The sequence below is a fragment of the Komagataeibacter xylinus genome (assembly GCF_009834365.1).
GTDB classification, from domain to species: domain Bacteria; phylum Pseudomonadota; class Alphaproteobacteria; order Acetobacterales; family Acetobacteraceae; genus Komagataeibacter; species Komagataeibacter xylinus_D.
The window spans coordinates 2,190,535-2,217,433 of sequence record NZ_CP041348.1 but is presented as its reverse complement, the minus strand read 5'-3'; the positions used below and the strand labels follow the sequence as shown (position 1 = coordinate 2,217,433).

Genomic DNA, 26,899 nt, shown 5'->3' with positions numbered 1-26,899 from the left:
GAATGCAAAAGGCCGCGCCCTGCGGCACGGCCCCTGCGGGTCGGGTCATGCCCTACAGGATAAAGCGGCTCAGATCACCCTTGCGGGCCAGTGGGGCCACCTTGGCCTGCACGTCGGCAGCCTCGATCACCACAGTCTCGCCCTTGCGGTCGGCCGCGGTAAACGACACATCCTCCAAAAGGCGCTCAAGCACGGTTGCCAGACGCCGCGCGCCGATATTCTCCACCCGCTCGTTAATATCCGCCGCCAGTTCCGCCAGCGCGTCAATTGCGCCATCGCTGAACGACAGGGTTACATCCTCCGTGCCCAGCAGGGCGACATACTGCTTGAGCAGCGAATGCTCCGGCTCGGTCAGGATGCGGCGCAGATCCTCGCGCGTGAGCGATGCGAGTTCCACCCTGATGGGCAGCCGCCCCTGCAGTTCGGGCAGCAGGTCGGACGGCTTGGCAATATGGAACGCGCCGGATGCGATGAACAGGATATGATCCGTGCGCACCGGGCCGTATTTGGTCGAGACGGTGGTGCCCTCGATCAGCGGCAGCAGGTCGCGCTGCACACCTTCACGCGAGACATCGCCGCCCCGCGCACCCCCTTCGGATGCACGGGCGCAGACCTTGTCGATCTCGTCGAGAAAGACGATGCCGTGGTCCTGCGCATGGGCCACGGCCTCACGCGTCAGGGCCTCGGTATCGAGCATCCGGTCCGCTTCCTGCCGGATCAGGGCCGCACGGGCGGCGGCGACCGTCATGCGCTTTTGCTGCGGCACGCGGTTCATGAAGCCCTTCATCATGTCCGAGAAGTTGATGACGGTGCCCGGCGTCATGTTCGGCATGTCGGACTGGGTCGGGCTGCCGCCCTCGGCAATCGATATCTCGACTTCCTTGTGCTCAAGCTCGCCCGCGCGCAGCATGCGGCGGAACTTGTTGCGCGTTTCGGCTGATGCGCCCTCGCCCACCAGCGCATCAAGCAGGAGCTTTTCGGCGGCTTCCCCGGCATTGGCCTCGACATCCCTGCGCCGCAGGTCGCGCAGCATGTTGATCGAGACCTCGATCAGGTCACGGATGATGCTCTCCACATCGCGGCCCACATAACCCACTTCGGTGAATTTGGTGGCCTCGACCTTGAGGAACGGCGCCTGCGCCAGTTTGGCGAGGCGACGGGCGATCTCGGTCTTGCCGCAGCCGGTCGGCCCGATCATCAGGATGTTCTTGGGCACCACCTCCTCGCGCAGGGCATCAGGCAGTTGCGCGCGGCGCCAGCGGTTACGCAGCGCAATGGCCACGGCACGCTTGGCATCGCCCTGCCCGATGATGAAGCGGTCAAGTTCGGAGACAATCTCACGCGGAGTATGATTGGGTATTTCCATCAGGCTGCCCCTTCATGCGCATCCGCGCCCAGTGTCTCCACAATGACGGAATGGTTGGTATAGACACAGATATCACCGGCAATCTTCATCGACCGGCGGGCAATTTCCTCTGCACCCAGCCCGTCAATGCCCAGCAGGGCGCGCGCGGCCGAGAGCGCGTAATTGCCACCCGAGCCAATGGCGATGATGCCATCCTCGGGTTCGAGCACATCGCCATTGCCCGTAAGCGTGAAGGAGCGCTCGGCATCGGCCACGGCCATCATGGCTTCCAGCCGGCGCAGGTAGCGGTCGGTGCGCCAGTCCTTGGCCAGTTCCACGCAGGCGCGCTCAAGCTGGTTGGGGTAGCGCTCGAGCTTGTTTTCCAGCCGCTCCAGCAGAGTGAAGGCATCTGCCGTCGCTCCCGCGAAGCCTGCCAGAATCTGCCCCGTCGGCCCGATGCGGCGCACCTTGCGGGCATTGCCCTTGATCACGGTGGCCCCCAGCGTCACCTGCCCGTCGCCCGCCATGGCAACACGGCCACCGCGGCGCACACATAGAATGGTCGTACCATGCCACCCGACCGGGTCATGGGATGAGGAATGATGATCTTGCATGATCCTACAGATAAAACCTTCCTGCGCCAGAACAAGGGGCAACACGCCCGCCGCCGGGCGCGCGCCGCATTTCAGTCAGCCGGGCGCTGCATGATCCGGTCGATATGGGCGGCAAGATCCGCCTGCGTGAACGGCTTGTGCATGACATTGGCGCTGCCCGCAGGCAGGGCGCCCGCGCTGGCATAGCCGGTCAGGTACAGCACGCGCAGCCCGGGGCGCAGGGCCTGGAGGTGGTGCACCGTCTCGAGCCCGCCCATGCCGGGCATCATCACATCCATGATCACGAGGTCAATCGGGCCGAGCCCTTCCTCCATGGCGTTTACCGCCGCCGTGCCGGAGGAATATTCAAGCACCTCATGCCCCCGCGCGCGCAGAAAACCCACTGTAACCGCGCGCACGCCCGGTTCGTCATCCACCACCATCACATGCAGTGCGCGGCTGCTTTCGTTGCCCTGCCGGGGGCTGGCCGCGGGCGGGATCTGGCCCTGCGCCCTGATCCCGCCCTGCACCGGCAGGCACAGATCCACGCGCGTGCCCTCGCCGGGCTGGCTGCGCACCTGCACCTCGCCGCCCACATGGCGGATGAACCCATAGATCATCGACAGACCCAGCCCCGTGCCGCGCCCCACATCCTTGGTGGTGAAGAACGGCTCGAACACCCGCGCCAGCGTATCGGGCGACATGCCCACCCCCTGATCGGTGACCGAAACCATCACGTAATTGCCCGGCACGAGGTTGGTGCCCGCCACGATCTCCTTCACCTGCTTGAGCGCCGTGGAAACCACGATCATGCCGCCACCGGGCATGGCATCGACCGCGTTGATGCACAGGTTGAGCACGGCGAGTTCAAGCTGGCCCGCATCGGTGCACACTGGCGGCAGCACCCCGTCGGAGGCAGCAGTATCGACCACGATGGAACAGGGATGCCCGTTGGCTCCCTTGCCCTGACGCGACACCACGGTCTGGGCCAGAAGGTCCTTCATGCCGTGTAGCAGGGCGTTGACATCCACCGGCTCGAGGCTCAGGTCGCGCGGGCGACTGAAATTGAGCAGCCTGCGCGTGAGCGACGCACCACGCTGGGCGGCGGCGGCGGCGTTATCAAGCAGGCGGGCCATCGGCCCTTCCTCCGGTCCCATGTCGCGCACGAGTTCGAGCGAGCCGAGAACGGCGGTGAGCAGGTTGTTGAAGTCATGCGCAATGCCGCCTGCCAGCGTGCCGAGCGCCTGCATCTTTTCCGCCTGGCGCAGGCGGGCCGCCATTTCCTGCTGGCGGGTGATGTCGCGGTTGATCACGACCGAGCTGGCCGAGCCATCGCCCAACGCGCCAAGCACCACGCGCGTGATCTCGCGCCACCGCCCCTGCGCCGCCCCCTGGATATGGGCGGGCAGTTCCAGCGTTTCCTCATCCCGCCCCTCCGCGCGCAGTCGCGCGCTGGCCGCGCGGATGATGGGCAGGAGGTCGGCATCGCACAGTTCCTCCTCCGTGTGGCCAAGGCAGGCATTGATGTCGCGGCCATAGAAATCGGCCGCCTGCTGGTTGATGCGGATGAAGCGCCCCTGCGCATCCTTGAAGCCAAGGCCCGAGCGCAGGTTGTCGAGCAGCCCGTGCAGCAGCATGCGCTCGGTGCGCAGCTCGCGCTCGAGGCGGTGGTAATCCGCCGCCTGCACGATCATGGCGCGCAGGGCGTCGGGGTCCCATGGCTTGTGGGAATAGAACGAGATGCGCCCCTGGTTCAGCGCCGCAGCCACCGCGCCGATATCGGCATAGCCGGTAAGCAGTATGGCCTGCGCATCGCTATGGGCGCGGGCGCGGGCCAGCATCACGTCGCCGCCCATCTCGGGCATGCGCTGGTCGGACACGATCACGTCCACGTCGTTGCGGGTGGAGAGGATCTCCAGCGCCTCGGTGGGCGAGGTGGTGGACAGGACGGTAAACGTGTCTTCCAGCAGGTCGGTCAGGGCAACGAGAATTTCCGCCTCGTCATCCACCAGCAGTACAACGGGGCGCACCTGCGCGGCGGGATCTGTTTTCATGAGCCTGTTTTCTCCCTGTGCGCGGATGATGTGGCGGCTGGTGGCAGGCTTTCACTCCCCTGCTCCGGATGCCACGGTATGGAAATGGTGAAGCGCGCCCCACCCTCCGGCGCCCGCCCCACCGACAGGCTGCCCTGATGCGCCTGCACCACGCTGTAGGCGATGGCCAGCCCCAGCCCCGTGCCCGCCCCCACGGGCTTGGTGGTGAAGAACGGCTCGAAAATGCGCTCCTGCACATCGGGTGCTATGCCGGGGCCGCTATCGGTAATGACAAAGACGTAACTGTCAGGCCCGCTGTCATTATGGGCGAGGTAGGTGTGGATCCCGATCTCGCCCACCGCCATGCCGCCCTGACCAGACATATCATCATGCTGGGCGGCAAGGATTGCATCCGCCGCATTGCTGATAATATTCATGATGACCTGATTGAGCAGCGCCGCCTGGCAGTACAGCCGGTCAGGCGCCTCATACTGCCTCTTGACCGCAATGCCGCTGCCCAGCTTCTGGGTCAGCAGCGCCATGACCGTTTCCAGCGCCTCGGGCACGTCGATGATCTGGAACAGCCCTTCATCAAGCCGCGAGAATTTGCGCAGATTGAGCACAAGGTTCTGGATGCGCCGCAGCCCCATGTTCATCGACCCCACCCGGTCGCGGCACTTTGCCAGAATGACGCCGCGCTGGTCGTGATCGGCGTCAGTCGTGGTGTCTTCCATCGCTGCGAGCCGGTCCAGCCCACGCGCCACCGTGTCCTTGTGCGCCAGGATGAAGGCCAGCGGGTTGTTGATCTCGTGCGCGATGCCCGCCACGAGTTCACCCAAGGAAGCCATTTTGGCGGTCTGCACCAGCTTGCCCTGGGTTTCGATCAGCTTGCGGTTGGCATCGGCCAGTTCGCGGTTGGCCTGCTCCAGCGCTTCGGCCAGCGAGGCCTTGGATGCAATGGCCGCCGCCTCCGCGCGCGCGCTCTTGACCGCGATCTCGCGCGCCTGCCGCTCCACCTCGATGCGGCGCACGTCATCCTGCAAAAGCTTGCGCCGCACCAGCACGCGAATGCGCAGCGCCAGCGCCGCAGGCCCTACATCGCGCGAGACGAGATCATCAATCCCCGCCTCGAACACGCGGGCCGAGAACTCCTTCGCATCGGGCCGGGGCGCGCCATCCACGCCGAGTATGCGCGGCGGCACGTTGCCCGAGAGCAGGTCCTCCTGCCGCCATTCATCAAGCTTGCGGCACACTTCCAGCCCGTCAAACTCGCGGCACGCGAGGTCGATCACCACGCAGTCAGGCATGTGCTCGGGGTCGTGCAGAAGGGCGGGCACGAGGCGGGATGGGTCATGCCACAGGGTAACGATATGCCCGTCGCGCCGGAGCTGGTCGAGCAGTTCGGGCACGGCGCGCCGGTGTTCGGGCTCGGGGGCAATGACCATGATGCGCGCGCGGCGGAACACGCGCTGCGGCACAAGCGAGGGCGCATGCGCCGCGTGCTCGCGCAAAAGCGCGCGGATGCGAAAGACGATCAGCGCTGGGTCGGAGGATTTGGGGATATACGCATCCGCCCCGCTTTCCAGCCCTTCGCGCTCCAGCCCCGGCTCGATCCCCTCGGTCAGGATCAGCACCGGTATGGTGCGCGTGACCGCGTTCATGCGCAGTTGGCGGGCGAGCTGGCCGCCATTCATGCCCGGCAGGTGATAATCGGCAATCACCAGTCCCGGCAGACGCACATCGAGCGTATCGAGCGCCTCCTCCCCGCTGGCTACGCGATGGACGTGAAAGCCGTGGCTTTCCAGCATGCGGCGGATGCGCAGGGCCTGCGTGTCCGAATCCTCCACCAGCAGCAGGGTATCGGGAATGTCTTCGCGGTCGGTCAGCACCATGGGGTTGTCTTATCCAGCCAGAGGGTCTTGGGAGGGAACCGGGCCGCCCGCCATGGCCCGGAGGATATGGGGGGCGATTTCATGCACCGGCAGGCTGATGCAAGCAGCCCCCGCGCGCTCGGCCGCGCCGGGCATGCCGTGAATGACGGCGGTGCTGCGGTCCTCCACCACCGTGTAGCCGCCACGCGCGCGGATGCGGCCAAGCCCCTCCACGCCATCCTCGCCCATGCCGGTCAGCAGCACGCCAAGCCCGTCAGCGCCAAAAACCCTTGCCACGGAGGAAAACAGCACGTCAGCCGAGGGCCGCTGCCCCTGCACGGGCGGCGCATCATGCAGCAGCACCTCGCCGCGCGGGCCAACCGTCATGTGCCGGTTACCCGGCGCCACGAGCACCTGCCCGCGTTCAAGCAGCATGCCATGCTGCGCCAGCCTGACCGGCAGCGCCACCTGCTGATCAAGCCACTGGGCAAAGCCTTCCATGAAGCTCTGCCCCATATGCTGCACCAGCACGACCGGCAGCGCGAAATCGGGCGGCAGGTCGCCAAGCACGCGGGCAAAGGCGGTCGGCCCGCCAGTAGAGGCGGCCATGGCCAGGATGCGGGGGTGAATGGCAAGCGGGCGCGACCACATGCCCTTGTGGCGAAAGGGTTCCGCCTGCATGAGCCTGCGCCGGATGACCGGCACCTGGCTCATGATGTAGAGCTGGGTGGCAATGCCCTGTGCCACGGCAGCACCCGCGCTGCCCGTGAGACCCTGCGGCTTCTCGATCACCGACAGCGCCCCCGAACGCAGCGCGTTCATCGAGACATGCGTAGCCTGCCCGCCCGGCCTATCGCTTACGATAACGATGGGGGTGGGAAAATGCGCCATGATCTGCCGCGTGGCCTCAAGCCCATCCATGCCCGGCAGGCAGATATCCATCGAGATTACATCCGGCCGCAGGCGCGGCACGAGGCGCAGGGCCTCCTCCGCCGTTTCCACTGCCTCGGCCAGTTCAAGGCGCGGGTCATCGGCCACCACGCGCATGAGCAGGTGGCGCAATACCGCCGAATCCTCAACAATCAGCACGCGCCTTGGCGGCTGGGCGGGCTGGGGGATGGCTGCTTTCACAAAAGCCCCCTTATGGTGTCGATCAGTTCGCCCTGATCGAAGCGCTGCTTGGTCAGGTAGGCCCGTGCGCCACCTTCCATGCCGCGACGGATATCCTCGCCATCATCACGCGAGGTCATGAGCACGACGGGAATATGGGCCAGATGCGCATCCCCCTGCATGGCCGCGAGCAGCGCCAGGCCATCCATGCGCGGCATTTCGACATCCGTCACCACCACATCCACATGCCGCGAGGATTGCTGGAGCATGCCAAGCGCCTCCTCCCCATCCACCGCAAGGCACACGTCATAACCGTGGGACTGGAGGATCGTTTTCTGCAATGTCCGGGTCGTGATCGAGTCATCAACCACCATCACCAGCGGCGCGTGACGCACGGCCACCACGGGGGCGGCGCTGTCCACATCGCTGAAACGGGCCCCCCCGCCATTGCCGCGCTCGCGCCAGCGCGCAAACAGCCGGTCGGGGCTGAGCACGAATACCGGCTGGTCCTCGCGCGGCCAGGCAATGCCGGGCACGAGTTCGCTGTCCAGCCCCACGGCGGTGGCGTCCGACACCAGAAGCGTGCGCACATCGAGCATGCGCTCGACGGCAAAGCCGCAACGCACGCCATCAACCTCCATCACCACCACGCTCACCGCGCCATCGCGCACCGGGAGCGGCGCGTTTTCATCGCCCACAAAGGCCCGCAGCGGCACGAGCGGCACCCGCTCCTCCTCGCGCCGTTCGCGGGTAACGCCCGCGCTATCGGGCGGATGGGGCACCACGGCGAAGGGCATGCCGCCCACCAGGCGGATCTCGTCACGCCGCACGCGCAGCAGGTGGCGGATCACCCGACCCGGCAGGCCGAGGGACTGACCCGCGTTTTCAACCAGCAGCACGGTACGCTGGCGCTGCGAGACCGGTACGGTCAGGATGACGGTGGTGCCCGCGGGCTGGCGCTGCTCCATGCGCACGCTGCCATGGAGTGCGCGCGCGGCTTCGGCCACAACGGAAAGCCCCACCCCGCGCCCGGCCAGGCTGTCGGCCTCGCCGCGGGTGGAAAAACCCGGCTCGAACACGCGCGCGAGCAACTGCCGCGCATCAAGCGGGGCATCGGCATGGACCAGCCCCTGCCCTGCCGCGCGGGCGGCGATGGCACGCAGGTCAGGACCGCGCCCGTCATCGCTCACCGCCACCTGCAGGCGCACCCCGGTCATGGTCACGGCGATGGTGATGTTGAGATCTTCCGACTTGCCTGCCGCCAGCCGCTCGGCGCGGGTTTCATGCCCATGCACGATGGCGTTGCGCACAAGGTGAATGACCGGGTCGCGCAGCGCCTGCATCACGCGGCGTTCGGTCTGCACGTCCATGCCGGTCATGTGCACTTCCACGCCTGCCTCCGGGCCGCCATGCTCGCGCGCAATACGCCGGGCCATAGCGGCGAGCGAGCCAAACACGCTCTCGGCGGGCACGAGGGTTACGGCATGCACTTCCTCGCCCAGTCGCAGCAGGGCGCGGTCGATCTGGCCCGCCATGAGTTCGCGCTCGCGCCCCACCCCCATCAGCCTGCGCGTCATGCGCGCGAACTCGGCCACCGGGTCGGCGCGCATGCGCTCGGGCGCGTGCATGACGGCCCGCGCATCGCCAAGCAGGTCCATCACCTGCGCCCATAGCCGCTCATGCCGGTCGGCGACCGCCATGAGGTCATGCACGGCTGCGGCCAGCGCATCGAGCCGGGCCACGGGCACCTGCACATAGGCCGGATTTTCCACCTGCGCCGCCCCTTCATCGGGTGCGGCGGGCGCATCCGGGGGCGTTGCGGTCATGAGCAGGTCGATCTCGTCAAGCGTATCGGTAATGGCGGCGAGATCGGCCCCATCGGGCAGCGCACGGGCCGAGAGCAATGCGGAAAGGCGGTTCTCCAGCGCATGGGCCACGCCCTCGACCACCGGCAGTTCAACCGCGCGCGCCGCACCCTTGAGCGAATGGACGCGGCGGAAGATTTCCGCAAGGCCCTGCGCATCAGGGCAGCCGGCGGCCACGATGGCGCGGATGGAGCGCAGATGGTCGCGGTATTCGGCATCGAACACCGCCAGCAATTCATCCCTCAGGTTATCCACGGGCCGGCCGTCAGGTCCGGTAACGCGCGGAAATGGTGAGCAGCTGCTTGGACAGCTTGCCAAGGTTGCTGGCCGAGACCTCAAGGTTGCGCGTGCCGCCTGATGTCTGCTGGCTGGCCTGGCGGATGCTCTGCAGCGCGGTCATGACCTGCTCGATGCCGATCTGCTGCTGGTTGGTCGAGGCCACGATCTGCTGGAAGGCATGCACCCCTTCCTCGATGCCGCCGGTCATGCGCTCGATGGTGCGGTAGGCGATATCGGTGCGCTCCTTGCCCGCCGAGACGCGCTTGACCGCCTCCTCCGTCAGCATGACCGACGTGTTGATGCCGCGCTGGATGTCACCCAGTATGGCGCGCACGTTCTGGGTGGCATCGCGCGACTGGTCGGCGAGGATCTTCATCTCGGCGGCCACCACGGCGAACGAGCGGCCATGCTCGCCTGCCGCCGCCGCCTCGATGGCGGCATTGAGTGCCAGCAGGTGCGAACGCTCCGACAGGTCATTGACCGAGGCGATGATCTCGCTGATCGCCTCCGTGCGCTCGGACAGGGCCACGATGTTCGAGGCCACGGCCTCGGCGCCATCATGGGTGTGGGCCATGGCGCGCGCGGTTTCCTCCACCGCTTCAAGCCCGCTGGCCGAGCTGTGCACGATCACCTCCGCTGATGAAATCACCTCACGCGCGCGCTTACTGATCTGGGCACCGGAATGGGTGATCTCGTCCACCGTGGCCGCCGTTTCCTGCACGGCGGCAAACTGCTCTTCAACGCTTGCGGCCTGCTGCTGGGTGGAGGCGCGGATCTCGGCCACGGCGGCATCGAGATTCTGCGTCACCTCGCCGCTCTGGCGGGCGATCTCGCGCAGGCCGTCGATCATGCGGTTCAGCCCTGCTGCAAGGCGGGCAACTTCATCGCGTTCCTCGCCCATGCCGCCCACCTTGGCGCGGGTGGCAAGGTCGCCCTGCCCCACCCGCTCCATCACGTGCATGATGGACGAGATCGGCTCCATGATCGAGCGCCGCGTCCAGAAGGTCACGATCAGCGCCACCACCACGGCCACCACCATGCCAATGGCCAGCGAGCGGCGGCTGTAGTCATACGATGCGGCACCCTGGGTTTCGGCCACCTGCACCCCATGGTCGAGCAGCGAGGCGGCGCGGCCCACGAGCAGGTCGATCGACTGCTCGCGGCTGTCTATGCGCGAGGCCTGTTCGCGCACGCTGGGGTCATTGCCCGCGCGAATGGCCTGGAACAGAAGCCCGGCACCGCGCGTATCCATCTGGAACTGGCTGGAAATGTCACGCAACTGGCTGGCTACGGTATTGAACATCTCGCGCTGGTCGTTGCTGCGCGCAAGCCGCCCGCCTTCCTCGGCGCGCGACAGCACGCCCGCAAGCAGGCTGTCGGCCTCGCGGGCCTTTTCATCCCAACTGGCAATGGCATCTTCGAGCACGGCGGGAGCGGTCTCGAAATCATGGGCGTAGTAATGCGCCAGAATGGCGAGCCTGCGGGCGACGAGGTCGTTCTCATTGGCGCGGATATGGGTCAGTTCACGATAGACCGACAGGTCGCGCGTGACGATGATGGTCATCTCGTCGCGCACCTCGCGGATCTGCCCCAGCGCATAGATGCCCAGCGAAACCATGAGCAGGACACCGACCATGAAACCGAACAGCAGGCGATTGGCGATAGTCACGGGACTTCACACTCCGACATAACGGGAAGAAAACAGGCGCGCGGGATCAATGACCGTCATGCTGCGCCCATCGGCCAGCCTGGCCTGCGGAAAACCCGAAGGCGTAAGCGGGGCAGGCGTTGCGGTAATGTCCACCGTGCCGCCCGCCCCACTGGCCAGCAGGGCGATGCGCCCGAGCGGAATGCTCGAGACCGAGCGCAGCAGCAGCATGACACCGGGCTGCGCCAGCGCAGTGCCGCCCAGCAGCACCGACAGGTCGAACACGGTATACAGATCACCCTGATAGCCATGCACGCCGCGCACGCCGGGCGGGCAGTCGGGCCTGCGCGGCATGTCGCTCCAGACCGGGTCGGTCACGCGCAGCACGGCATGCAGGTCCACCCCGCAGCACTGGCCTGCAAGATCGAGCAGAACCAGCGGGCGCGCGGGCGCGCGGGGGCCTTCGGTGTCGGCGCGGGCGGCCATGATGCGCGCGCGGTCAGCCAGCACGCGCTGCGCAAAGGCCTCGCGCCCCGCAAGGGGGGGAACGGCAGGCGGAGGGCCGAAAAAACGCGCCATCAGGAAGGCACCTGCTGGGTGCCTGCCACGGCTGAGGCGGCACCGGACGGCTCATCAAGCTGGCGCACCAGCCGCAGCAGGCCGCCCGCGGTCAGGCCATCGCCATCAGGCAGGGGAGCATCGGGCGGGCAGCGGCTGGCGAGTTCGGTCATCTGCGCGCGGATGCGGGCTGCCTGTGCATGGCCGCCCGCATCTTCAAGCAGCCGGGCGAGATAGCAGCGCGCCATGACATGGTCGCGGCACAGGTAAATGACCCGGCGGAACGATTCCTCGGCCTGCAGCAGGTTCCCGTGGCCCCATGCCAGCACGGCGAACAGGAAATGGATGCGCACGTCAACCGGATGCCGGGCCAGATGGTCGCGGCACATCTGCATGGCGCGCGCCACCTGCCCGCCATCGGCCACGCGGCGGATCGCGCTGGCTACGGGCGTGCTGTCGGGCAACGGCACGGGTGCTGCGGCACGCTGCGCGCGGCGTGCGGGCAGCGGCTTTACTGCTGCAAGCGCAGCCTGCGCACCCGCTGCGGAGGGCGCGCGGAAGGCCAGCGTGCCAGGCAGGCGCACGGTCTCGAGAAAGGGCCTGAAATCGGAAACCGGCTCCGAATGCCCCAGCAGCAGCCAGCCCTCGGGCACGAGGCGCCGCGCCATGGCGTGGACCAGTCCCACCGCCTGCGCCTGCGCGAAATAGATCAGCACGTTGCGGCACAGGATGAGGTCAAACGGACCGGCGGGGCCGCCATCAGGGCGCAGCAGGTCAAGAATGTTGCTGTAGCGGAAGGTGACCATGCGCCGGTACCCCTCATGCAGCCGCCAGAGGCGCGCGCTGACCGGGGTAAACCATTCCGCGCGCTGCGTGGGCGCGATATCACGCAGGCTCCACGCGCTGAACGCGGCCTCACGCGCCTGATCTAGGGCGCGGGTGCTGATGTCGGTGCCCAGGATGTCGATGCGCCAGTCCGCCAGTTTCTGGCCCGCCTCATCAAGCAGGCGTGTCAGCAGGATGGCGATGGAATAGGGCTCGGCCCCGTTGGCGCAGCCCACGCTCCAGATGCGCAGATGGCGCGTGGCCTCCGCCTGGCGGATCAGCCGGGGCAGGATGGTGCGCTCAAGGGCCGCGAACTGCTCGGCATAGCGGAAGAAGAAGGTCTCCCCGATGGTGATGACCGATTCCAGTTCGCGCCATTCCGCATCGCCGCGCGCGCCGTCGGCCAGCAGGGCCAGGTAGTCATGGCAGGTGTGGCAGCCATGCAGGCGCATGCGCGCGCCCACCACTTCTTCAAGCAGGTCGGCCTTGTCGACATAATAATGCAGGCCGGTGCGCCGGGTCACGGCATTGAGCAGCCTGCGCAACCCCGCTGGCGGAAAGGCGGCCGACCCGCTCACGGCGCGCCATCCGCCGTGGGGGTGGCAGCGGGGCCCGTCTGCGCCCACAGGGCCGCGCGCGCGCGGGTGCGCTCGAGCAGGCTGTCAAGCCGCATGCGTTCATCATCATCCAGGATGTCGGTCATGCGCAACATGTAGGCAATGCTGCCATCCCCCAGTTCAAGTTCCTGCCCCGCACCCTCGGCTTCCCGGGTCCTTGCGTCAACCATGGCGGGCATGCCCTTTTGCGGGTGAATGACATCAAGGGCCGCATCGACGAGCAGCGCGACACAGCCGCCGCCGGGCTGGTTGCACAAAAGCAGCGGGCGATAGAGCAGTTCGACCGGTGCGCGCACGGCATGGGCACGCACGCCAAGTAGCACCCCCAGGTCAAGCACCGCCACCATGGTCCCCCCGAGCCGGAACCAGCCCGAAACATGCGGCACCATGACCATGGGCGCGCGCAGGGCGGGCACGGGCATACACTCGCGCACCACCAGCCCTGCCGGCAGGCCGTACTGCCGCTCCCCTACCCGAAAGATCATGACCGGCGGGGCTTCAGGGCGGGGCTGCCCGCATGACGCGGCCTGCTGTGGGCTGGCGTGATCCATTGCTCCGGCGACCTTCGCTGTTTGCCATATGCACAAGGCAGAAGTTTGCATTTAATACAAGCCATCGCTACCTCGGGCAGGAATGCATTTCCTACAATCCGGGGAAGCCGCCCCTTGCCGGAGTCTTGATTTGATGGACAGTTCCTTTTCCAACCATTCCCAGGACCGCACGCTGCCACCTGATTCCGCCCCCTCCGGCAGGCTGAACGGGTCGCGCATCGTGCGGGTTGGCGTGTGGGCGGTGTTCTATTTCGCGTTCTATCTCGTGCAGCAGGTTTCCGAACTGGTGGCGCCGCTGGTACTGGTGCTGGGTATTGGCTGGAGCGCGCTGCCGCATGTGATCGGCATCATCAACGGAGCGGCGGGCAGCGACCCGCAGGCCCGCGACATGATCGCTCATGTGGCCCACTCCATTCCTGACCATCTTGAGGTGGGGTCGCATTTCCTTACGCCGTCCTCGCTGGTGTTTGACGGGCTGATGCTCATGGCGCTGGCAGCCCTGTGCGCCACGCTCTCCACCATCGCCGCGCGCACCATGTAACCAAAACGGACGGACCCGCCCCTATGTTCCGCCTGCATGATGTCAGCTACGCCTATGGTGGCAGCCAGACCGGTGTTGCCGCGCTGTCGCATGTCAGCCTTGATGTGGCGCAGGGCGAATTCCGCTGGCTGCTGGGGCCATCGGGGGCTGGCAAGTCGTCGCTGCTGTCCATCCTGTCGCTTGAGGTGCAGGCCAGTTCGGGCATGGTCGAGATTCTGGGCGTGCCGGTCATGCAGACGCGGCGCGCGGGGCTTGCCCGGCTGCGGCGGCGCATCGGGGCTGTGAAGCAGGATTTCGGCCTGCTGCCTGACATGAGCGTGTTCGACAACGTGGCCCTGCCGCTGCGCCTGCAGCACCGCGCCGAGGCCGAGATTGCGCATGAAGTACACGCCATCATGAAATGGGTGGGGCTTGAGCACCGGCTCGATGCCCTGCCGCCGCAGCTTTCGGGTGGCGAGCAGCAGCGCGTGGCCATTGCGCGCGCCGTGATCTACCGCCCGGCCCTGCTGGTGGCCGATGAGCCGACCAATGCCCTTGACGAACGCCAGGCCGGCCGCCTGATGCGCATGTTCCACCGCCTGGCCGAACTGGGCACCACCATCGTGGTCGCGACCCATAACGATGCCATCGTGGCGAAATACCCCGCCCCGACCATCGAGCTGGTCCACGGTCATCTCGTGCGGGATCACGGCTGATGGCCCGCCAGCGCTATCATGACGGTCTGGCCCTGCGGCAGGCACTGCCGGGGCGGTTCCTGCCGTTCCTTGTGGGCAGCATGGCTTTTCTTGCAGCCCTCGCGCTCGCGGGCGGCATTGCAGCGCACAGCCTCTCGCAACGCTGGACGCACGGGGCGGGTGCGGTGACCACGGTGCAGGTGCCCGGACCCACCGATCCCGCCACGGCTACCGCCGCCATGGGCCAGATGCCCCCAACCCGCATCGATGCGGTGCTGGCCATCCTGGCTGCTACCCCCGGCATTACCGACACCCATCGCCTGAGTGATGCCGAACTGCGCGCGCTACTCGCCCCGTGGATCGAGCAGACCGGCGACCCCAGCCTGCCGCTGCCCGCCGTGATCGAACTGCACACCGCGCCGGGGCAGGACGTGGCAGCCAGCCTTCTGCCCCGGCTGCAGGCGCAGGCGCCGGGCCTACTGATGGAGCATGACAGCATTTGGAGCGACCGGCTGGCGGCCCTTGCGGGCAGCCTGCAGGCCTGCGCCGGGCTGGCGGTGCTGGTGGTGATGACAGTAGCGGTATGCGTGGTCATGGCCGCGACGCGGGCGGGTCTGCTCACGCGGCGGCAGGCCATCGGGCTGATCCATGCGCTGGGGGCGACCGACAGCTACATCTCGGGCCGTTTCGCCACGCGCGTGGGGCTGCTGGCGCTGTGGGGCGGCGTGTGGGGCAGCGTGCTGGCGCTGCCCATGCTGCTGGCGCTGTCGCACCTTGCCGCCCCCTTTACCGCCATGGGCGATGCCCCCGCCACCGCACCCGACTGGCACGACGTGCAGGCCTGGACCGGCCTGCTGCCCCCGGCCCTGCTGTGGATGCTCGTAATCCTGCCGCCCGCTGCCGGGCTGACCGGCTGGGCCACCACGCAGCTGACCGTGCGGGCCTGGCTGCGCCGCCTGCCATGACACGCCTGCGCTGCCTGCTGGCGGGCCTGTGCCTGCTGGGCCTTGTGGCGTGGAGTGCCGGGCTGGGCTGGTTCATCGTCGATGCCCGCCGCCCGCCCGCCGTGCCTCCGCATGCCGATGGCATCGTGGCGCTGACCGGCGGGCAGGGCCGGATCGAGCAGTCGCTCGCGTTACTGGCGCAGGGTTATGGCGACCGGCTGCTGATTTCGGGCGTGGACCGGCATGCAACGCTGGGTGATTTCCTGCGCCACCAGCCCCCTCCCGTGCCCCTGGCGCTGTGGACCCACACGACACTGGGCCACCGGGCCGCCTCCACGCTGGGCAATGCGGATGAAACCGCCACATGGGTGCATGAATACGGCATGAAGAGCGTGATCGTGGTGACCGCGGGCTATCATATCCGCCGCGCCATGCTCGAGATCGCGCGCACCATCCCGGAGGTGCATCTGTATGGCTACCCCATCCGTTCGCCTGCCCTGCGCTACCCGCTGCACCCCGGCACAATCCGGCTCATGGTTGTGGAATATGACAAATGGCTGCTCGCGTGCCTTGATGTCGCCCGCCTGACCCGCCCGCTGCACGGGCTGCTCAACCATGCCGATACGCGCCCCGTCGCCCCCATGGGGTGAGCGGGCGGCTTGTCGCAGGCCGCGTTTTCTGGTGTTAGGATAGCGCTGAACCACCCGGATGGACCTGTTAGCCCCATGACCGTACTGCGCGCCTTCGTGTTCAACCTGTATTTTGTCGTGCTGACCCTGATGATGGGCATCGCGGCCTTCGCCATCCGGCTGTTTGGCAAAAAATACGCGCTGGCCTATGCCAAGCTGTGGACAGGGCTGACCCTGCGCGGGCTGGAACGCATCTGCCGCATCAACATACAGGTGAGCGGGCTTGAACACCTGCCCCCCGGCCCCTGCCTGCTGGCATGCCAGCACCAGTCCATGTTCGACACATTCGCGTGGATGAACATCGTGCCCCTGCCCACCTATGTCATGAAACGCGAGCTTGAGCGCATTCCGCTCGTTGGCCCCATGCTGCGCCTGACCGGCATGATCGGCGTGGACCGCGATGGTGGAGCCAAGGCGCTGCGCACCCTGCTGGCCGATGCCGACCGGGCGGCGAAGGAGGGGCGGCAGATCATCATCTTCCCCGAAGGCACGCGCACGCCCCCTGGTGCTGCGATAAAGCTGCAGCCGGGCATTGCCGCCCTTTCGGCCCATACCGGCCTGCCGGTCATTCCGGTCGCAACCGATGCGGGGCTGCACTGGGGGCCCAACGCGCTGGTCAAGACGCCGGGCACCATTCACATCGTGGTGGGCAGGCCCCTGCCCGCGGGGCTGAAGCGCGCGCAGCTGCTGCCCGCCATTGGCAACGCGTGGCGCGAGCTGTGCACGGGCAACGGCCTGCCCGTGCCGCAGGCCCCCGCAGCACCAGCGGAACCCGCGCACGCATGACACACGCGCATCCATACCTGCCCGGTCTGTGGCTATCCTGACCTGAGTGAACCGGCTTATGACGCGTATGGGTGTTCCCCGTTTGAAGTCTGCCCGTGGCAGTCCGCACCTGCGGCCCCGTAACCATCCCGCTCCCGCTCAGGCAGCGCTACCCGAAAATACGCCGGTAGGCTGAGGTCATGACCGCATCAAGCCGGGCACCAGGCGTGAAATCGGCCATCCCGGCCGGGCGCTCCAGCCCCGCCTGCTGCCGGGGGCACAGGGAAGGCGCGCCCAGCACCTGTGTCACGGGGTAAAGCGCCGTCCATGCTGGCACATCTGCATAATCCGCCTCGTCATCAGATACGTGTTTTTCGCGGATCTTGGCCGAGGCGGTCTCGATTTCCATGCACAGGACGGATGTCGCCCTGATCTCGCTCGCATTGGGTGGTCGGATGAGACTGGAGCGGCCCGGATAGATACGGTCGACCAGACGGTCCATCAACGCACGCTTTTCCTCCATGTCCTCAACAACACGCGCTTGCCCGAAAACCATGGCGGAACGGTAATTGACCGAGTGATGAAAGCCCGAACGCGCCATGACCAGCGCATCGAGGTGGGTTACGGTCAGGCACAGGTCAATGCCCTGAGCCTGCGTGCGGATCATCCGGCTTGCCGATGAGCCATGCCAGTAAAGATGCTCCCCCTCGCGCCAGAAACTGGTGGGCGTGCAATAGGGCCGCCCGTCAATGACATAAGCAATGTGGCACAGCAGGGCCGCATCAAGAATGGCATGGACCGTGGCCCTGTCGTAATGGCCGCGACCGGGCTGGCGCTTCACCCGGTTGACCGGTGTTACGGGAAAGCTGTCAGGCATCCCGCCCGGCTCCGCTGGCGTCTGTCTCGTCATGGTGACTGATCCCGTGATGTGGTTGCCCACCCACGATTGTGGTAAAGTGGCCCAAAGAAAAGAACCAGATAGCGAAAAACGGACTGGACCAGTTATGGGACGACAGGCACGCCGGGCCGTGCTGCTGGGCATCGTGCTGGAGACAGACGGCGGCCAGACGCTGCAGGCCCAGATCCGCGAACAGATCCGCCGCGCAATACTGGAAGGCCGGCTGGCCTGTGGCACGAAACTGCCCTCCTCACGGCTGCTGGCCGCTGAGCTTGGCTGCGCGCGGGGCACCGTGCTCGCGGCCCTCGATCAGCTTCAGGCTGAAGGGTATCTGGTGGCACGCAGCTCCTCGGGCGTATCGGTGGCGCAGGACCTGCCCGATGACATGCTTGCCCCCGCCCCCACCCAGAGCGCGCCCCATGCCCCCATGCCGCCTCCCCTGCTGCCGGAGCGGACAAGGGTGCTGCTCAGGCACGCGCAGCACGCGCCAGGGCATGCAACACCCGGCGAGCCGCCCATCGCCTTTCCCCTCGGGCAGCCGGACAGGCAGGCCTTTCCCTTTGCGCTATGGGCAAAACTGCTTGAGCAGGACTGGCGCAGACCCGCATGGCCTATTGCTGGCACGCCGCCTCCATTCGGCCATCCTGCCCTGCAGCAGGCCATCGCCGCCCATCTGCGCACTGCCCGCGGTTTCAGTTGCGCGCCGGAGAGTATCGTCATCACTGCCGGTGTCAGGCAGAGCGTATCGCTGTTTGCCCGCATCGCCCTTGAAGCAGGCGAACCGGCCTGGGTGGAGGAGCCGGGCTATCCCGGCATCAGGGCCGCACTGGCTGCATCCGGTATCCGCGCCGTGCCGGTTGCCATTGATGAATCGGGATTTGCCCCCGCAACCGCCCTTGCCATGGCGCCAGATGCCCGGCTGGCGATTGTTGCCCCATCACATCACTACCCGCTGGGCACGGTGCTGGGCCTGCAGCGCCGTCTGGCCCTGCTCAGCTGGGCACAACGGAGGCAGGGCTGGATCATCGAAGATGATTTTGATGGCGAATACCGCTATTCGGGCCGCCCGCTGGCACCCCTGCGCGCCCTCGACCGCGCGGGACGCGTCGCCTATCTGGGCAGCTTTTCCAAACTGCTCTTTCCTGCCCTGCGGCTGAGTTACATCGTGCTGCCGCCCGCCCTTGTGCCTGCGGCGCAGGTGGTCCTGCCGCAGGTTTTCACCCCCGCCCCGCTCATGGGGCAGGGCGCGCTGGCACGTTTCATCGCGGAGGGGCATCTGGTCTCGCACCTGCGGCGCACGCGCCTGCTCTATGCCGCCCGCCAGAACAGCCTGATGGAGGTCGCAGCCCGCTCCCTTACAGGTCTCATGCATATCACTCCCGATTCAGGCGGCATGCATGTCGTCGCCTGCCCCGCCCCAGCCCTGGCCCCCGGCTTTGATGACCACGCGGCCACGGCGGCCGCCCTGAAGGCAGGCGTGCGGGTTGCGCCTCTTTCAGAGTGTTATGCCGGTCCGCGCAAGCAGCACGGGTTGCTGCTGGGATATGCCGGTACGCCGCACCATGAGATTGATCCCGCCATGCGCAGACTGGCCCATGCCCTTGAAGCTTTCATGCCCCATGATGCCGGTGCAGGTTGCCCGGCTGGGCGGACGTGAAGAGGGTACCCCTCAGTCAGTCGCGCGCGGCGTGCCCGCAAGCTGGCCCTGCAGTGTTTCCACCTGCTGGCGCAGGTCCATGATTTCCTGCAGCAGGTTCTCCACCGTGCGGTTGCCCGCGCGCTCCACCGCGTAAAGCGAGGTGAACAGCGACATGGCCTGCCGCACCACGGCGGCCTGCTCCTGGCCCAGCGCCTCAAGCCCGTCGCCCGCATCGGGGGCCTGACGGTCCATGAATTCGCCCATCATGCGTTCGAGGTAGTCGGACACCTCGCCCTGCCTGCTGTCGCCATAACAGCGGATGAGCTGGCGCAGGAAGGCGACCGGCAGTATGGCGCGGCCGCGTGTTTCCTCCTCAAGCATGACCTGGGCGAGCACGCCACGGGTAATGTCATCGCCGGTGCGGGCATCGAGAATGACAAAGGCACGGTCGAGCTTGACCATGTCCATCAGGTTCTCAAGCGTGATGTATGCCGACAGTTCGGTATCGTACAGCCGCCGGTTGGCATATTTCTTGATGACGACGGGAGCAGAAGAGACCGACACATGCCTTCCTTTCACATGGCGCGGGAAGCGGGCCGAAGGGCCGGAACGCCCCGCGCGGACGCCCTGGCGTGAGGCGTGTCCTCTCCCTTTAGGGCATAACCCGCGCCCCGACCATGAGCCGTATCATCAAACCTTCATTTTCCACTCTGGTAAAACAGCTTATCCTGCACCAGCACAGGGCCATGCTCAGGCTTTTCGCACCCGGCGCAATGCGTTCATGACGTATTATGTCAGAAGCTGTCCTTCTCTTTTCGCAACCTGCCCAGCGTCGCCACATCCGGCGTGCGCAGGAAGGGATTGGTCGCGCGCTCCACATCGAGCCTGACTGGCAGGGTGGGCAGGCCACGCGCCCGCAGGCTGGCAACCTCGGCCGCGCGCGCCTGCAGGGCGGCATTATCCGGATCGACATGCAGGGCGAAACGCACGTTTGACTGCGTATATTCATGCCCGCAGCACAGCAGCGTTGCGCCGGGCAGGGCATCGATGCGGCGGAGCGAGGCGAACATGTCGGCCGGCGTGCCCTCGAACAGCCGCCCGCAGCCCATGCTGAACAGCGTATCACCACAGAACAGCGCAGGCCCCGAGGGAAAATAATACGATACCTCGCCCGATGTATGGCCCGGGGTTGCCATCACCTGCACCTGCTGCGTGCCAAACGCCACCACATCGCCATCGCGCACCGCGATATCGAGCGGCGGCAGGCGGTACGCATCCGCCGCCGCTCCCACGATCCGGGCACCATAATGCTGGCGCAGCGCTTCGGCTGCGGCAATATGGTCGGCATGGTGATGGGTGAGGAAAATCATGTCCAGCCGCCCGCCTGCTTCATCAATGGCGGCGACAAGCGGCGCCTCCTCGGCGGGGTCGATCATGGCAGCGGGGCCTGCCGGGCCATCATGCACGAACCAGGCGTAATTGTCTGACAGGATGGGAATCGCCTCGATCAAGAGCTTCCGTGTCATGACTGTCCCTCCATAGTAACCTGGGTTCCTGCCACACCATGGGCATGGCATGCCCGCCTGCAGCCTGTTAGTGTAACACCCATGGGCGCCAACATGCACACCGCCGCAAGCTTTTATGCTTCCCGCCGGGGCCAGATGGCCGCCCGGCTGCTTGGCCAGCGCATGGCCGGATTCTGGCCGGAGGGATCGCGTGGCCACATGCTCGGGCTTGGTTATGCCCTGCCCTTCCTGCCACTATGGGACCGGCCCGGACAGCCCTGCTTTTCAGCACGGCTCGACACGCCGGTCACGCGTGAGGGCGGGCCGTGGCAGGGGCGCGACTGCGTGGTCCGTGGCGACAGCCTGCCCTTCGATGACCTGAAATTCGACCGGATCGTGATGATCCACGCGCTTGAAACCAGCGAGGACAAGAACACGCTGCTGCGCCAGGTCTGGAAAATTCTCAAAGATGACGGCGTGCTGCTGCTCATCGTGCCCAACCGGGCCGGGCTGTGGGCACATGCCGACAATTCACCCTTCGGGCAGGGCACGCCCTTTTCGCGCCGCCAGATCGACCGCTGGCTGGCTAATGCCTGCTTCCGCGCCGAGCGCCATGAAGATGCCCTCTACATTCCCCCTGCCGGCCCCTGCCCCGCGGGCCCTGCCACCTTGGCGGAATGGACGGGGCGAACCCTCTTCCCCCGCCTGGGCGGCGTGTGCATGATCGAGGCGGTGAAGGACATCTATGCAGGCGTGCCTGCCCGCCCGGCCACGATCATGCCAGCCGGGCTGAGGCTGCGGCCCGCGCGGCTGTTTTCGCGCAGCCTCACCCACCGCCAGCAGGATGGAAACGCGCAGGATACTTGACCAATTTTGCGGGAATCTCCATGAACATTGTCCCATGTCGCTAATTCAATCCCTCAAGCTTGTCCTTGCCCCGCCGCACCCGGCCGCGCGCCCCTTCCTGCTCGCCTCAGGCGCGGGCGCCGTGATCGGGCGGCTGCTGCCGTGGCGGGCAACCAGGCTGCTTGGTACGGCCAGTGGCCTGTTCTTCGGGTTCTGCCTGTATTTCTTCCGTGACCCCGAGCGCGTCACCCCGGCCGAAGCCAACGTGGCCGTGGCCCCGGCGGATGGGCATATCGTCTCGATCGAGAAAGTGGCCCCGCCGCCGGAACTCGACATGGGCGACACCCCGGTCTGGCGCATCGCCACTTTCCTGTCGGTGCTCGACGTGCATGTGAACCGCATGCCCATCGCGGGCACGGTCACGCGCGTATCGTACCATGCGGGGCAGTTCCTCAATGCCAGCCTCGACAAGGCATCGGAACTCAATGAACGCAATGCCCTGCGGCTCACGCTCAAGGACGGGCGGCAGCTTGCCGTGGTGCAGATCGCGGGCCTGATCGCGCGCCGCATCCTGTGCGATGCGGAAGAAGGCATGCAGTACGAAACCGGCGAGCGCTTTGGCCTGATCCGCTTTGGCTCGCGCACCGATCTGTACCTGCCCGCCGATGTGGCCCCGCTTGTCGAGGTGGGCCAGACCATGATCGGCGGCGAGACCGTGATGGCGCGGCTGTAAGCGGTTATGGCAGTTCCTCCCCCCGCCAACCGGTCGCGCCGCATCCGCAGGCTGAAAAAACGCCAGCGCCCCCGCGTGCGGGGTCTGTCGTTCAACCGGATGATCCCCAACCTCCTGACCATGCTCGGCCTGTGCGCAGGCCTGACGGGCATGCGATTCGGGCTGGAGGGACGGTTTGGTGATGCGGCTACGGCCCTTCTCATTGCCGCGTGCATCGACGGGCTTGATGGCCGCATCGCACGCCTGCTGCGCGGCACCAGCCGCTTTGGCGCGGAGTTCGACAGCCTGTCCGACTTCCTGTGCTTCGGGGTGGCGCCTGCCTTCGTGCTGTACCTGTGGGCACTGCACGAAGGCGGGCGGTTTGGCTACATTCCGTGCATCATGTTCACGGTATGCATGGCGCTGCGGCTTGCCCGCTTCAATGCCAGCCTTGATGATGACGAGAACCAGCCCAAATACGCCGCCAATTTCTTTACCGGCGTGCCTGCGCCCGCAGGGGCGGGGCTGGCGCTGTTTCCGCTCTTTTTAGGGCTGGAGGCGCAGCGCCTGCACCTTGACTGGCTGTATGACCTCACCCGCGACCCGCTCATGCCCGCGCTAACGCTCAGCGGCACGGCTTTCCTGCTGGTGTCGACCCTGCCGGTGTGGTCGTTCAAGAACTTCAAGGTGCCTTCGCCACTCATCCTGCCCACCATGCTGGGCACGGGAGCCTATGCCGCCATCATGATTGCCGAGCCGTGGGGCGCGCTCGCGGCGGCGGGCGTGATCTACCTGATGCTCCTGCCCATCAGCCGGCGCAGCTTTCACCGCCTGCGCCGCGCGGCGGAAGATCTGCAGGAAAGTGACGAGCCCGCACCCCACAGTCCGGGCTGAGAAAACCTGGGAAAACGCCGCCTTTTTGAAAAAAGGGGGCGCCTGAAAACTTTTATCCTTATGCTTCTTCAGCACGCGCCTGCCAGCGCACGAGGGCGGCCAGGATTTCATCCGGCGCGGGTGGGCACCCGGGAAGCGACACACTGCTGCGCGCCCGTACGCCCACGCCGCCCAGCACGGCGTAATTGCCGCCAAACAGCCCCCCATTCACGGCGCAGTCTCCCACCACGGCCAGCACACGCGGGCCGGGCATGGCCTGCCAGGCCAGTTCCACCACGGGCGCCATGCCCACCGTCAGGCTGCCGGTCAACAGCAGCATGGCCGCCTGCCGGGGCGTGGGCACGAAGCGGATGGGATGATTGCCCGCCAGCAGGGCGCGTGACAGGCTGGCCAGTTCAAGCGCGCAACCGGTGCAACCACCGCTTTCGATATGGAAGATGTCCAGCGCCTCAAGCCGCGGCAACGGCTTACCTTCGGGCCAGAACAGGTGCAGCTGCGCCATTACAGATCCGCCCCGGTGGCTGACAGGCCCAGCGAGACCAGAATCAGGCCCACATCCTCATAAACCGCGCCAGACAGGATCGCGGGCAATGCCTGCACCTGCGCCAGTGACGGATCGCCACACCACCAGGCGGCAACATGCCCCGCCTCAAGGCGCAGCCAGTGCCAGACCGGGCCTGCCGGGCCTTCGGCCCAGCCCAGACCTTCCCCACCTCCGCCTTCGGCCTTCATGACAGAACACTCGGGCGGGGCAGCAAGCACGGACAGGCTTTCCCCGATCTCGCTCAGGCGGACATCAAGCCGGTCGGTCATATCGCCCTGCCCCTTTTGTGCAGCCCGCGCGTTACAGCCCACAATGCCCCAGCGGGCCGCCATTGCCGCTGATAACACGCCCCTGCCACGCGCCAGCGCCGCAAGGCCACGGGGGCGCCAGAACAGCCGGTGCAGGGTCGCGTGCTCCGCTGCCAGCATGGCCAGTTGCGTGTCATCCACACGCAGCGGCAGGGGGGCAGCAGGCGGGATGACATCAAACAGCAGGCGGCGTCCGCACGCAGCCCTGCAGGCCTGCCGCACCTGCTCCAGCATGGTGGCGGCCAGGGTAGCGCTGCGTCCATCGCCCAGCATCGCACTCACCTGCGCCAGCACATCAAGATGGGTGGCAATCCGTTCCATGGCGCCCAGCATCACACCTGCTGCCACGCCCTGCGCGGGCATGGCCGTACCTGTGGCGTTGTGCAGGGCGCGGGCAAAGGCCAGCTGGTGTGCCACGGTTGCGGTTGCATCAATCCGGGCAACCAGCCGTACTGCCTGCTGTGGCGCAAGCCCCCGCAGGCGCGCGGCCAACCCCCGATGCGCGTAGCCCATGCAGGGCTGCACCTCATCGATGCGTTCGCCCGGCAGGCCGAGCCGCAGATGGAACGGGGCACGAAAATTCCCCTCCGCCGGACCATAACCCAGCACCGTGCCGCCTGCCTGAATCACCATCGGCCCATCAATGAACTCCCGCCCCTCCGGCAGGCCGGGCGTGGGGACGGGATGGGCCGCAAGGGGCATGGCGACCGGCCACCGGCCCTGATCCAGCCACGGATCACGCCTGCCACCAATGGCCGGAATGCCCCACAAATCATGGATGATGCGCTCTGGCCCCTGTGCCCCCACGCGCACGGGCGACAGGGCGGAATAGCCCTCAGGCAACACCCCAACGCTGGCAACCAGCAGTGTCGGGCCATGGCAGAACAGGGCATGCACCTGCACGCCATCAGCCCATAGCCCCAGCAAAGGCAGGTCGGCATCGCGCAACCCGGCGGTCATGGCCTGCCACGCATCAACATCCAGCACAAAGCGCCCGGCGCAGGGCGTGGGAGTGCCCTGCCGGATAAGGGCCACGACATCCGCGCTCATGCCAGCACCATCCCTCCTCCCCTCAGGGCCAGGGCCAGCACGATGCAGCCCAGTGCCAGCGCCAGAGCGGCCCGCGCCCGTGCAACCGAGGCCGGTTCTGCCCCGGCAGGGGCTGCGCCGGTAAACACAGGCCACAGGCAGGCTCCGGCCAGCAGGACCACCCCCGGCGCGACCTCCATCTCGGCCAGCAGCACGAGGGCCAGCGCCACACCCGGCAGAAAGGGCGGCCACAACGAATTCAAACGCCCTGCCCTGCCACCACAGGCCAGTGCCAGCAGGCTCGCCGCAAGCGGCAGGGACGCCGCGGCGGGGGGCAACCCTGCCGCCAGCACCACCCAGCCTGACCAGTCCATGCCACCCGGGAGGGCACGGAACCGGGGCAGGAGCGACCACAGCAGGCACACGCAGCCCAGAAAGGTCAGCGCGGCGCGAAGGGCAGGCCACACTATCGCCGCCTGTGACAGTACCGGCAGCGTGGCCAGCAGAGCCATCTGCTCATCCGGCGGCAGCGACGGGCGCGGCCTGTCCGACAGCACGCCACAGGCCAGCAGCAGCCCACCTGCCAGCAGCACGGCACCGGCCTGTTCCTGCCGCTCGCCCCACCCGGCCTGCAGCACGAACAGCCCGCCCTGCGCCATGACCAGCCCCCCCAGCCCCACGCGCAGCGCGGCCCAGTCGCCCCGCCTGCCAAAAGCCAGATGCAGCCCCAGCCCCAGCCCGATGAACATGACCAGCAGGTCGCACCGCCCGCATGCCATGGCCAGCGTGGCATTGGCCGACAGGATGAAGGGCTCGGGCCCCGCCATGCGCCCTTCTTCCCGCGCCGTAGCGCCCGGCATGAAAATGCGCACACACAGCGCCAGCGCCGGGCCAGCCAGCATCAGCGCCCGGGCCATAGAATGGGCGGACTGACAGCCCACGGCGCACAGCCCCAGCAGCAGCACGGCCAGCAGGCCCCGCAATGGCTTTGGGCCGCCAGTTGCCAGCAGGGCCATGACCGCCAGCATCATCCAGCCCGCCACCAGACTGATGAAAAGTGCGGGTGACATCATGGCGCCACCCCACCAGACCGGCGCGCACGCAGCAGCATGAGGTTCAGGGCTGCTGCCGCCACGAGTGTTTCGGTCATGACCAGCGGGCTCCCGGCCAGCCCCGCGAGCAGCATCACGCCATCGAGCCCGCAGGCCAGCCCGGCGCACAGGGCGGGGGCCGCACGCGCAATGCACGCGCCCCACACGCCACATATAATGGCGGATAATCCCGCCAGCCCCATGAGCCGCGCCGTCATGCCGCCGGGCATGCCCGGCACGATCACCTGCGCCAGCACTGCAACACAAACCAGCCCACCGGCAAGGCGCAGGCCACTGCGCTCACGCGGGCCAGCCTGCCCATACAGCATCTGCAAACCCAGCAGCCCGACCAGCCCTGCCTGCGCCGCCGCCAGCAGGCACGTGATCCCCACACTGCCCTGCGCCCATTGCCACAGCCACACGCATGCCGCAGTCAGGCCCGCATGCCAGGCCAGCCCGCCGCCCCGCCCCCCGGAGCCGGAAAGCGACAGGATCACCATCATGCCCAGCAACAGTACCAGCATG

The 26,899-nt window shown here is 67.0% G+C and carries 26 protein-coding genes; 9 read left to right on the top strand and 17 right to left on the bottom strand.

Annotated features, from left to right (window positions below; translation table 11 throughout):
• Positions 1–52: 52 nt before the first annotated feature.
• From hslU to FMA36_RS10475, 10 genes are all read right to left on the bottom strand, one after another.
• Positions 53–1,366 (bottom strand): ATP-dependent protease ATPase subunit HslU, encoded by a 1,314-nt coding sequence (gene hslU / locus FMA36_RS10520; protein ID WP_159262261.1) that lies wholly within the window; start codon positions 1,364–1,366, stop codon positions 53–55.
• Positions 1,366–1,959, bottom strand: a complete 594-nt coding sequence (gene hslV / locus FMA36_RS10515; RefSeq protein WP_110568921.1) for an ATP-dependent protease subunit HslV — start codon at positions 1,957–1,959, stop codon at positions 1,366–1,368. The genes hslU and hslV overlap by 1 nt, the downstream gene beginning before the upstream one ends.
• Positions 1,960–2,030: 71 nt before the next feature.
• The gene (locus FMA36_RS10510; RefSeq protein WP_159262260.1) at positions 2,031–3,992 is read right to left on the bottom strand and encodes a response regulator; all 1,962 of its coding nucleotides are present in this window, start codon (positions 3,990–3,992) and stop codon (positions 2,031–2,033) included.
• Positions 3,989–5,863: a response regulator gene (locus FMA36_RS10505; RefSeq protein ID WP_159262259.1), complete on the bottom strand. Its 1,875-nt coding sequence runs from the start codon at positions 5,861–5,863 to the stop codon at positions 3,989–3,991. Before FMA36_RS10505 ends, FMA36_RS10510 begins: the two co-directional genes overlap by 4 nt.
• A gap of 9 nt (positions 5,864–5,872) precedes the next feature.
• Positions 5,873–6,973 (bottom strand): chemotaxis-specific protein-glutamate methyltransferase CheB, encoded by a 1,101-nt coding sequence (cheB, locus tag FMA36_RS10500; RefSeq protein WP_276612578.1) that lies wholly within the window; start codon positions 6,971–6,973, stop codon positions 5,873–5,875.
• A complete protein-coding gene (locus tag FMA36_RS10495) occupies positions 6,970–9,072 on the bottom strand; it encodes a hybrid sensor histidine kinase/response regulator (protein ID WP_159262258.1) in 2,103 nt (700 codons plus the stop codon). The genes cheB and FMA36_RS10495 overlap by 4 nt, the downstream gene beginning before the upstream one ends.
• 10 nt (positions 9,073–9,082) lie before the next feature.
• Entirely contained in the window at positions 9,083–10,765 is a 1,683-nt protein-coding gene (locus FMA36_RS10490) for a methyl-accepting chemotaxis protein (protein WP_159262257.1), read from the bottom strand.
• Between the two features lie 6 nt (positions 10,766–10,771).
• A complete protein-coding gene (locus tag FMA36_RS10485; RefSeq protein ID WP_159262256.1) occupies positions 10,772–11,323 on the bottom strand; it encodes a chemotaxis protein CheW in 552 nt (183 codons plus the stop codon).
• Positions 11,323–12,705, bottom strand: coding sequence for a CheR family methyltransferase (locus FMA36_RS10480; protein WP_159262255.1), 1,383 nt, complete (start codon positions 12,703–12,705; stop codon positions 11,323–11,325). Before FMA36_RS10480 ends, FMA36_RS10485 begins: the two co-directional genes overlap by 1 nt.
• Positions 12,702–13,295, bottom strand: coding sequence for a chemotaxis protein CheW (locus FMA36_RS10475; protein WP_159262254.1), 594 nt, complete (start codon positions 13,293–13,295; stop codon positions 12,702–12,704). The genes FMA36_RS10480 and FMA36_RS10475 overlap by 4 nt, the downstream gene beginning before the upstream one ends.
• 133 nt (positions 13,296–13,428) lie before the next feature.
• Between FMA36_RS10475 and FMA36_RS10470 the strand changes: the two genes are divergently transcribed.
• The 5 genes from FMA36_RS10470 to FMA36_RS10450 all read left to right on the top strand — a co-directional run bounded on the left by FMA36_RS10470 (position 13,429) and on the right by FMA36_RS10450 (position 16,929).
• Positions 13,429–13,836: a hypothetical protein gene (locus FMA36_RS10470; RefSeq protein ID WP_159262253.1), complete on the top strand. Its 408-nt coding sequence runs from the start codon at positions 13,429–13,431 to the stop codon at positions 13,834–13,836.
• 23 nt (positions 13,837–13,859) lie between these two features.
• Positions 13,860–14,531, top strand: a complete 672-nt coding sequence (locus FMA36_RS10465; RefSeq protein ID WP_159262252.1) for a cell division ATP-binding protein FtsE — start codon at positions 13,860–13,862, stop codon at positions 14,529–14,531.
• The gene (locus FMA36_RS10460; protein WP_159262251.1) at positions 14,531–15,475 is read left to right on the top strand and encodes a cell division protein FtsX; all 945 of its coding nucleotides are present in this window, start codon (positions 14,531–14,533) and stop codon (positions 15,473–15,475) included. Before FMA36_RS10465 ends, FMA36_RS10460 begins: the two co-directional genes overlap by 1 nt.
• A complete protein-coding gene (locus tag FMA36_RS10455; RefSeq protein ID WP_159262250.1) occupies positions 15,472–16,104 on the top strand; it encodes a YdcF family protein in 633 nt (210 codons plus the stop codon). Before FMA36_RS10460 ends, FMA36_RS10455 begins: the two co-directional genes overlap by 4 nt.
• A gap of 75 nt (positions 16,105–16,179) precedes the next feature.
• Positions 16,180–16,929 (top strand): lysophospholipid acyltransferase family protein, encoded by a 750-nt coding sequence (locus tag FMA36_RS10450; protein WP_159262249.1) that lies wholly within the window; start codon positions 16,180–16,182, stop codon positions 16,927–16,929.
• Positions 16,930–17,077: 148 nt separating this feature from the next.
• Here FMA36_RS10450 and FMA36_RS10445 read toward each other — a convergent pair whose 3' ends face one another.
• Positions 17,078–17,818 (bottom strand): pyridoxamine 5'-phosphate oxidase family protein, encoded by a 741-nt coding sequence (locus FMA36_RS10445; protein ID WP_240906330.1) that lies wholly within the window; start codon positions 17,816–17,818, stop codon positions 17,078–17,080.
• 94 nt (positions 17,819–17,912) lie between these two features.
• Between FMA36_RS10445 and pdxR the strand changes: the two genes are divergently transcribed.
• Positions 17,913–19,463, top strand: a complete 1,551-nt coding sequence (pdxR, locus tag FMA36_RS10440) for a MocR-like pyridoxine biosynthesis transcription factor PdxR (protein ID WP_159262248.1) — start codon at positions 17,913–17,915, stop codon at positions 19,461–19,463.
• 12 nt (positions 19,464–19,475) lie between these two features.
• Here the strand turns inward: pdxR and phaR are convergent, their stop codons facing one another.
• Together phaR and gloB are read right to left on the bottom strand one after the other, a co-directional pair.
• Positions 19,476–20,009 carry a polyhydroxyalkanoate synthesis repressor PhaR gene (gene phaR, locus FMA36_RS10435; protein ID WP_159262247.1) on the bottom strand — a complete coding sequence of 178 codons (534 nt, stop codon included), beginning with the start codon at positions 20,007–20,009 and terminating at the stop codon, positions 19,476–19,478.
• Between the two features lie 230 nt (positions 20,010–20,239).
• Positions 20,240–20,971, bottom strand: a complete 732-nt coding sequence (gene gloB / locus FMA36_RS10430) for a hydroxyacylglutathione hydrolase (RefSeq protein ID WP_159262246.1) — start codon at positions 20,969–20,971, stop codon at positions 20,240–20,242.
• A 93-nt stretch (positions 20,972–21,064) separates the two neighbouring features.
• Here gloB and FMA36_RS10425 point away from each other — a divergent pair, with 93 nt between their 5' ends.
• Genes FMA36_RS10425 through FMA36_RS10415 form a run of 3 tightly spaced genes read left to right on the top strand, consistent with a single transcriptional unit; the run spans position 21,065 to position 23,402 of the window.
• Positions 21,065–21,817 (top strand): methyltransferase domain-containing protein, encoded by a 753-nt coding sequence (locus FMA36_RS10425; RefSeq protein ID WP_159263856.1) that lies wholly within the window; start codon positions 21,065–21,067, stop codon positions 21,815–21,817.
• 34 nt (positions 21,818–21,851) lie between these two features.
• Positions 21,852–22,529: a phosphatidylserine decarboxylase gene (locus FMA36_RS10420; protein ID WP_159262245.1), complete on the top strand. Its 678-nt coding sequence runs from the start codon at positions 21,852–21,854 to the stop codon at positions 22,527–22,529.
• A gap of 6 nt (positions 22,530–22,535) precedes the next feature.
• Positions 22,536–23,402: a CDP-alcohol phosphatidyltransferase family protein gene (locus FMA36_RS10415; protein WP_206065079.1), complete on the top strand. Its 867-nt coding sequence runs from the start codon at positions 22,536–22,538 to the stop codon at positions 23,400–23,402.
• A gap of 58 nt (positions 23,403–23,460) precedes the next feature.
• Here the strand turns inward: FMA36_RS10415 and FMA36_RS10410 are convergent, their stop codons facing one another.
• Genes FMA36_RS10410 through FMA36_RS10395 form a run of 4 tightly spaced genes read right to left on the bottom strand, consistent with a single transcriptional unit; the run spans position 23,461 to position 26,898 of the window.
• The gene (locus FMA36_RS10410; RefSeq protein ID WP_159262244.1) at positions 23,461–23,904 is read right to left on the bottom strand and encodes an NADH-quinone oxidoreductase subunit B family protein; all 444 of its coding nucleotides are present in this window, start codon (positions 23,902–23,904) and stop codon (positions 23,461–23,463) included.
• The gene (locus FMA36_RS10405; RefSeq protein WP_159262243.1) at positions 23,904–25,304 is read right to left on the bottom strand and encodes an NADH-quinone oxidoreductase; all 1,401 of its coding nucleotides are present in this window, start codon (positions 25,302–25,304) and stop codon (positions 23,904–23,906) included. The genes FMA36_RS10410 and FMA36_RS10405 overlap by 1 nt, the downstream gene beginning before the upstream one ends.
• The gene (locus FMA36_RS10400; RefSeq protein WP_159262242.1) at positions 25,301–26,356 is read right to left on the bottom strand and encodes a hypothetical protein; all 1,056 of its coding nucleotides are present in this window, start codon (positions 26,354–26,356) and stop codon (positions 25,301–25,303) included. The genes FMA36_RS10405 and FMA36_RS10400 overlap by 4 nt, the downstream gene beginning before the upstream one ends.
• A complete protein-coding gene (locus FMA36_RS10395; protein ID WP_159262241.1) occupies positions 26,353–26,898 on the bottom strand; it encodes a hypothetical protein in 546 nt (181 codons plus the stop codon). The genes FMA36_RS10400 and FMA36_RS10395 overlap by 4 nt, the downstream gene beginning before the upstream one ends.
• Position 26,899 lies beyond the last annotated feature (1 nt).

Excerpts from the sequence above, each read along its gene's own strand:
- FMA36_RS10450 (WP_159262249.1), top strand. The coding sequence starts at position 16,180 with ATGACCGTACTGCGCGCCTTCGTGTTCAACCTGTATTTTGTCGTGCTG.
- pdxR (WP_159262248.1), top strand. The coding sequence starts at position 17,913 with ATGGGACGACAGGCACGCCGGGCCGTGCTGCTGGGCATCGTGCTGGAG.
- FMA36_RS10510 (WP_159262260.1), bottom strand. The coding sequence starts at position 3,992 with ATGAAAACAGATCCCGCCGCGCAGGTGCGCCCCGTTGTACTGCTGGTG.
- FMA36_RS10405 (WP_159262243.1), bottom strand. The coding sequence starts at position 25,304 with ATGAGCGCGGATGTCGTGGCCCTTATCCGGCAGGGCACTCCCACGCCC.
- gloB (WP_159262246.1), bottom strand. The coding sequence starts at position 20,971 with ATGACACGGAAGCTCTTGATCGAGGCGATTCCCATCCTGTCAGACAAT.
- FMA36_RS10425 (WP_159263856.1), top strand. The coding sequence starts at position 21,065 with ATGCACACCGCCGCAAGCTTTTATGCTTCCCGCCGGGGCCAGATGGCC.
- FMA36_RS10505 (WP_159262259.1), bottom strand. The coding sequence starts at position 5,863 with ATGGTGCTGACCGACCGCGAAGACATTCCCGATACCCTGCTGCTGGTG.
- hslV (WP_110568921.1), bottom strand. The coding sequence starts at position 1,959 with ATGCAAGATCATCATTCCTCATCCCATGACCCGGTCGGGTGGCATGGT.
- FMA36_RS10420 (WP_159262245.1), top strand. The coding sequence starts at position 21,852 with ATGTCGCTAATTCAATCCCTCAAGCTTGTCCTTGCCCCGCCGCACCCG.
- FMA36_RS10415 (WP_206065079.1), top strand. The coding sequence starts at position 22,536 with ATGGCAGTTCCTCCCCCCGCCAACCGGTCGCGCCGCATCCGCAGGCTG.
- FMA36_RS10465 (WP_159262252.1), top strand. The coding sequence starts at position 13,860 with ATGTTCCGCCTGCATGATGTCAGCTACGCCTATGGTGGCAGCCAGACC.
- FMA36_RS10470 (WP_159262253.1), top strand. The coding sequence starts at position 13,429 with ATGGACAGTTCCTTTTCCAACCATTCCCAGGACCGCACGCTGCCACCT.
- FMA36_RS10410 (WP_159262244.1), bottom strand. The coding sequence starts at position 23,904 with ATGGCGCAGCTGCACCTGTTCTGGCCCGAAGGTAAGCCGTTGCCGCGG.
- FMA36_RS10460 (WP_159262251.1), top strand. The coding sequence starts at position 14,531 with ATGGCCCGCCAGCGCTATCATGACGGTCTGGCCCTGCGGCAGGCACTG.
- FMA36_RS10455 (WP_159262250.1), top strand. The coding sequence starts at position 15,472 with ATGACACGCCTGCGCTGCCTGCTGGCGGGCCTGTGCCTGCTGGGCCTT.
- FMA36_RS10395 (WP_159262241.1), bottom strand. The coding sequence starts at position 26,898 with ATGCTGGTACTGTTGCTGGGCATGATGGTGATCCTGTCGCTTTCCGGC.
- FMA36_RS10445 (WP_240906330.1), bottom strand. The coding sequence starts at position 17,818 with ATGACGAGACAGACGCCAGCGGAGCCGGGCGGGATGCCTGACAGCTTT.
- FMA36_RS10400 (WP_159262242.1), bottom strand. The coding sequence starts at position 26,356 with ATGATGTCACCCGCACTTTTCATCAGTCTGGTGGCGGGCTGGATGATG.
- FMA36_RS10485 (WP_159262256.1), bottom strand. The coding sequence starts at position 11,323 with ATGGCGCGTTTTTTCGGCCCTCCGCCTGCCGTTCCCCCCCTTGCGGGG.
- hslU (WP_159262261.1), bottom strand. The coding sequence starts at position 1,366 with ATGGAAATACCCAATCATACTCCGCGTGAGATTGTCTCCGAACTTGAC.
- FMA36_RS10475 (WP_159262254.1), bottom strand. The coding sequence starts at position 13,295 with ATGGATCACGCCAGCCCACAGCAGGCCGCGTCATGCGGGCAGCCCCGC.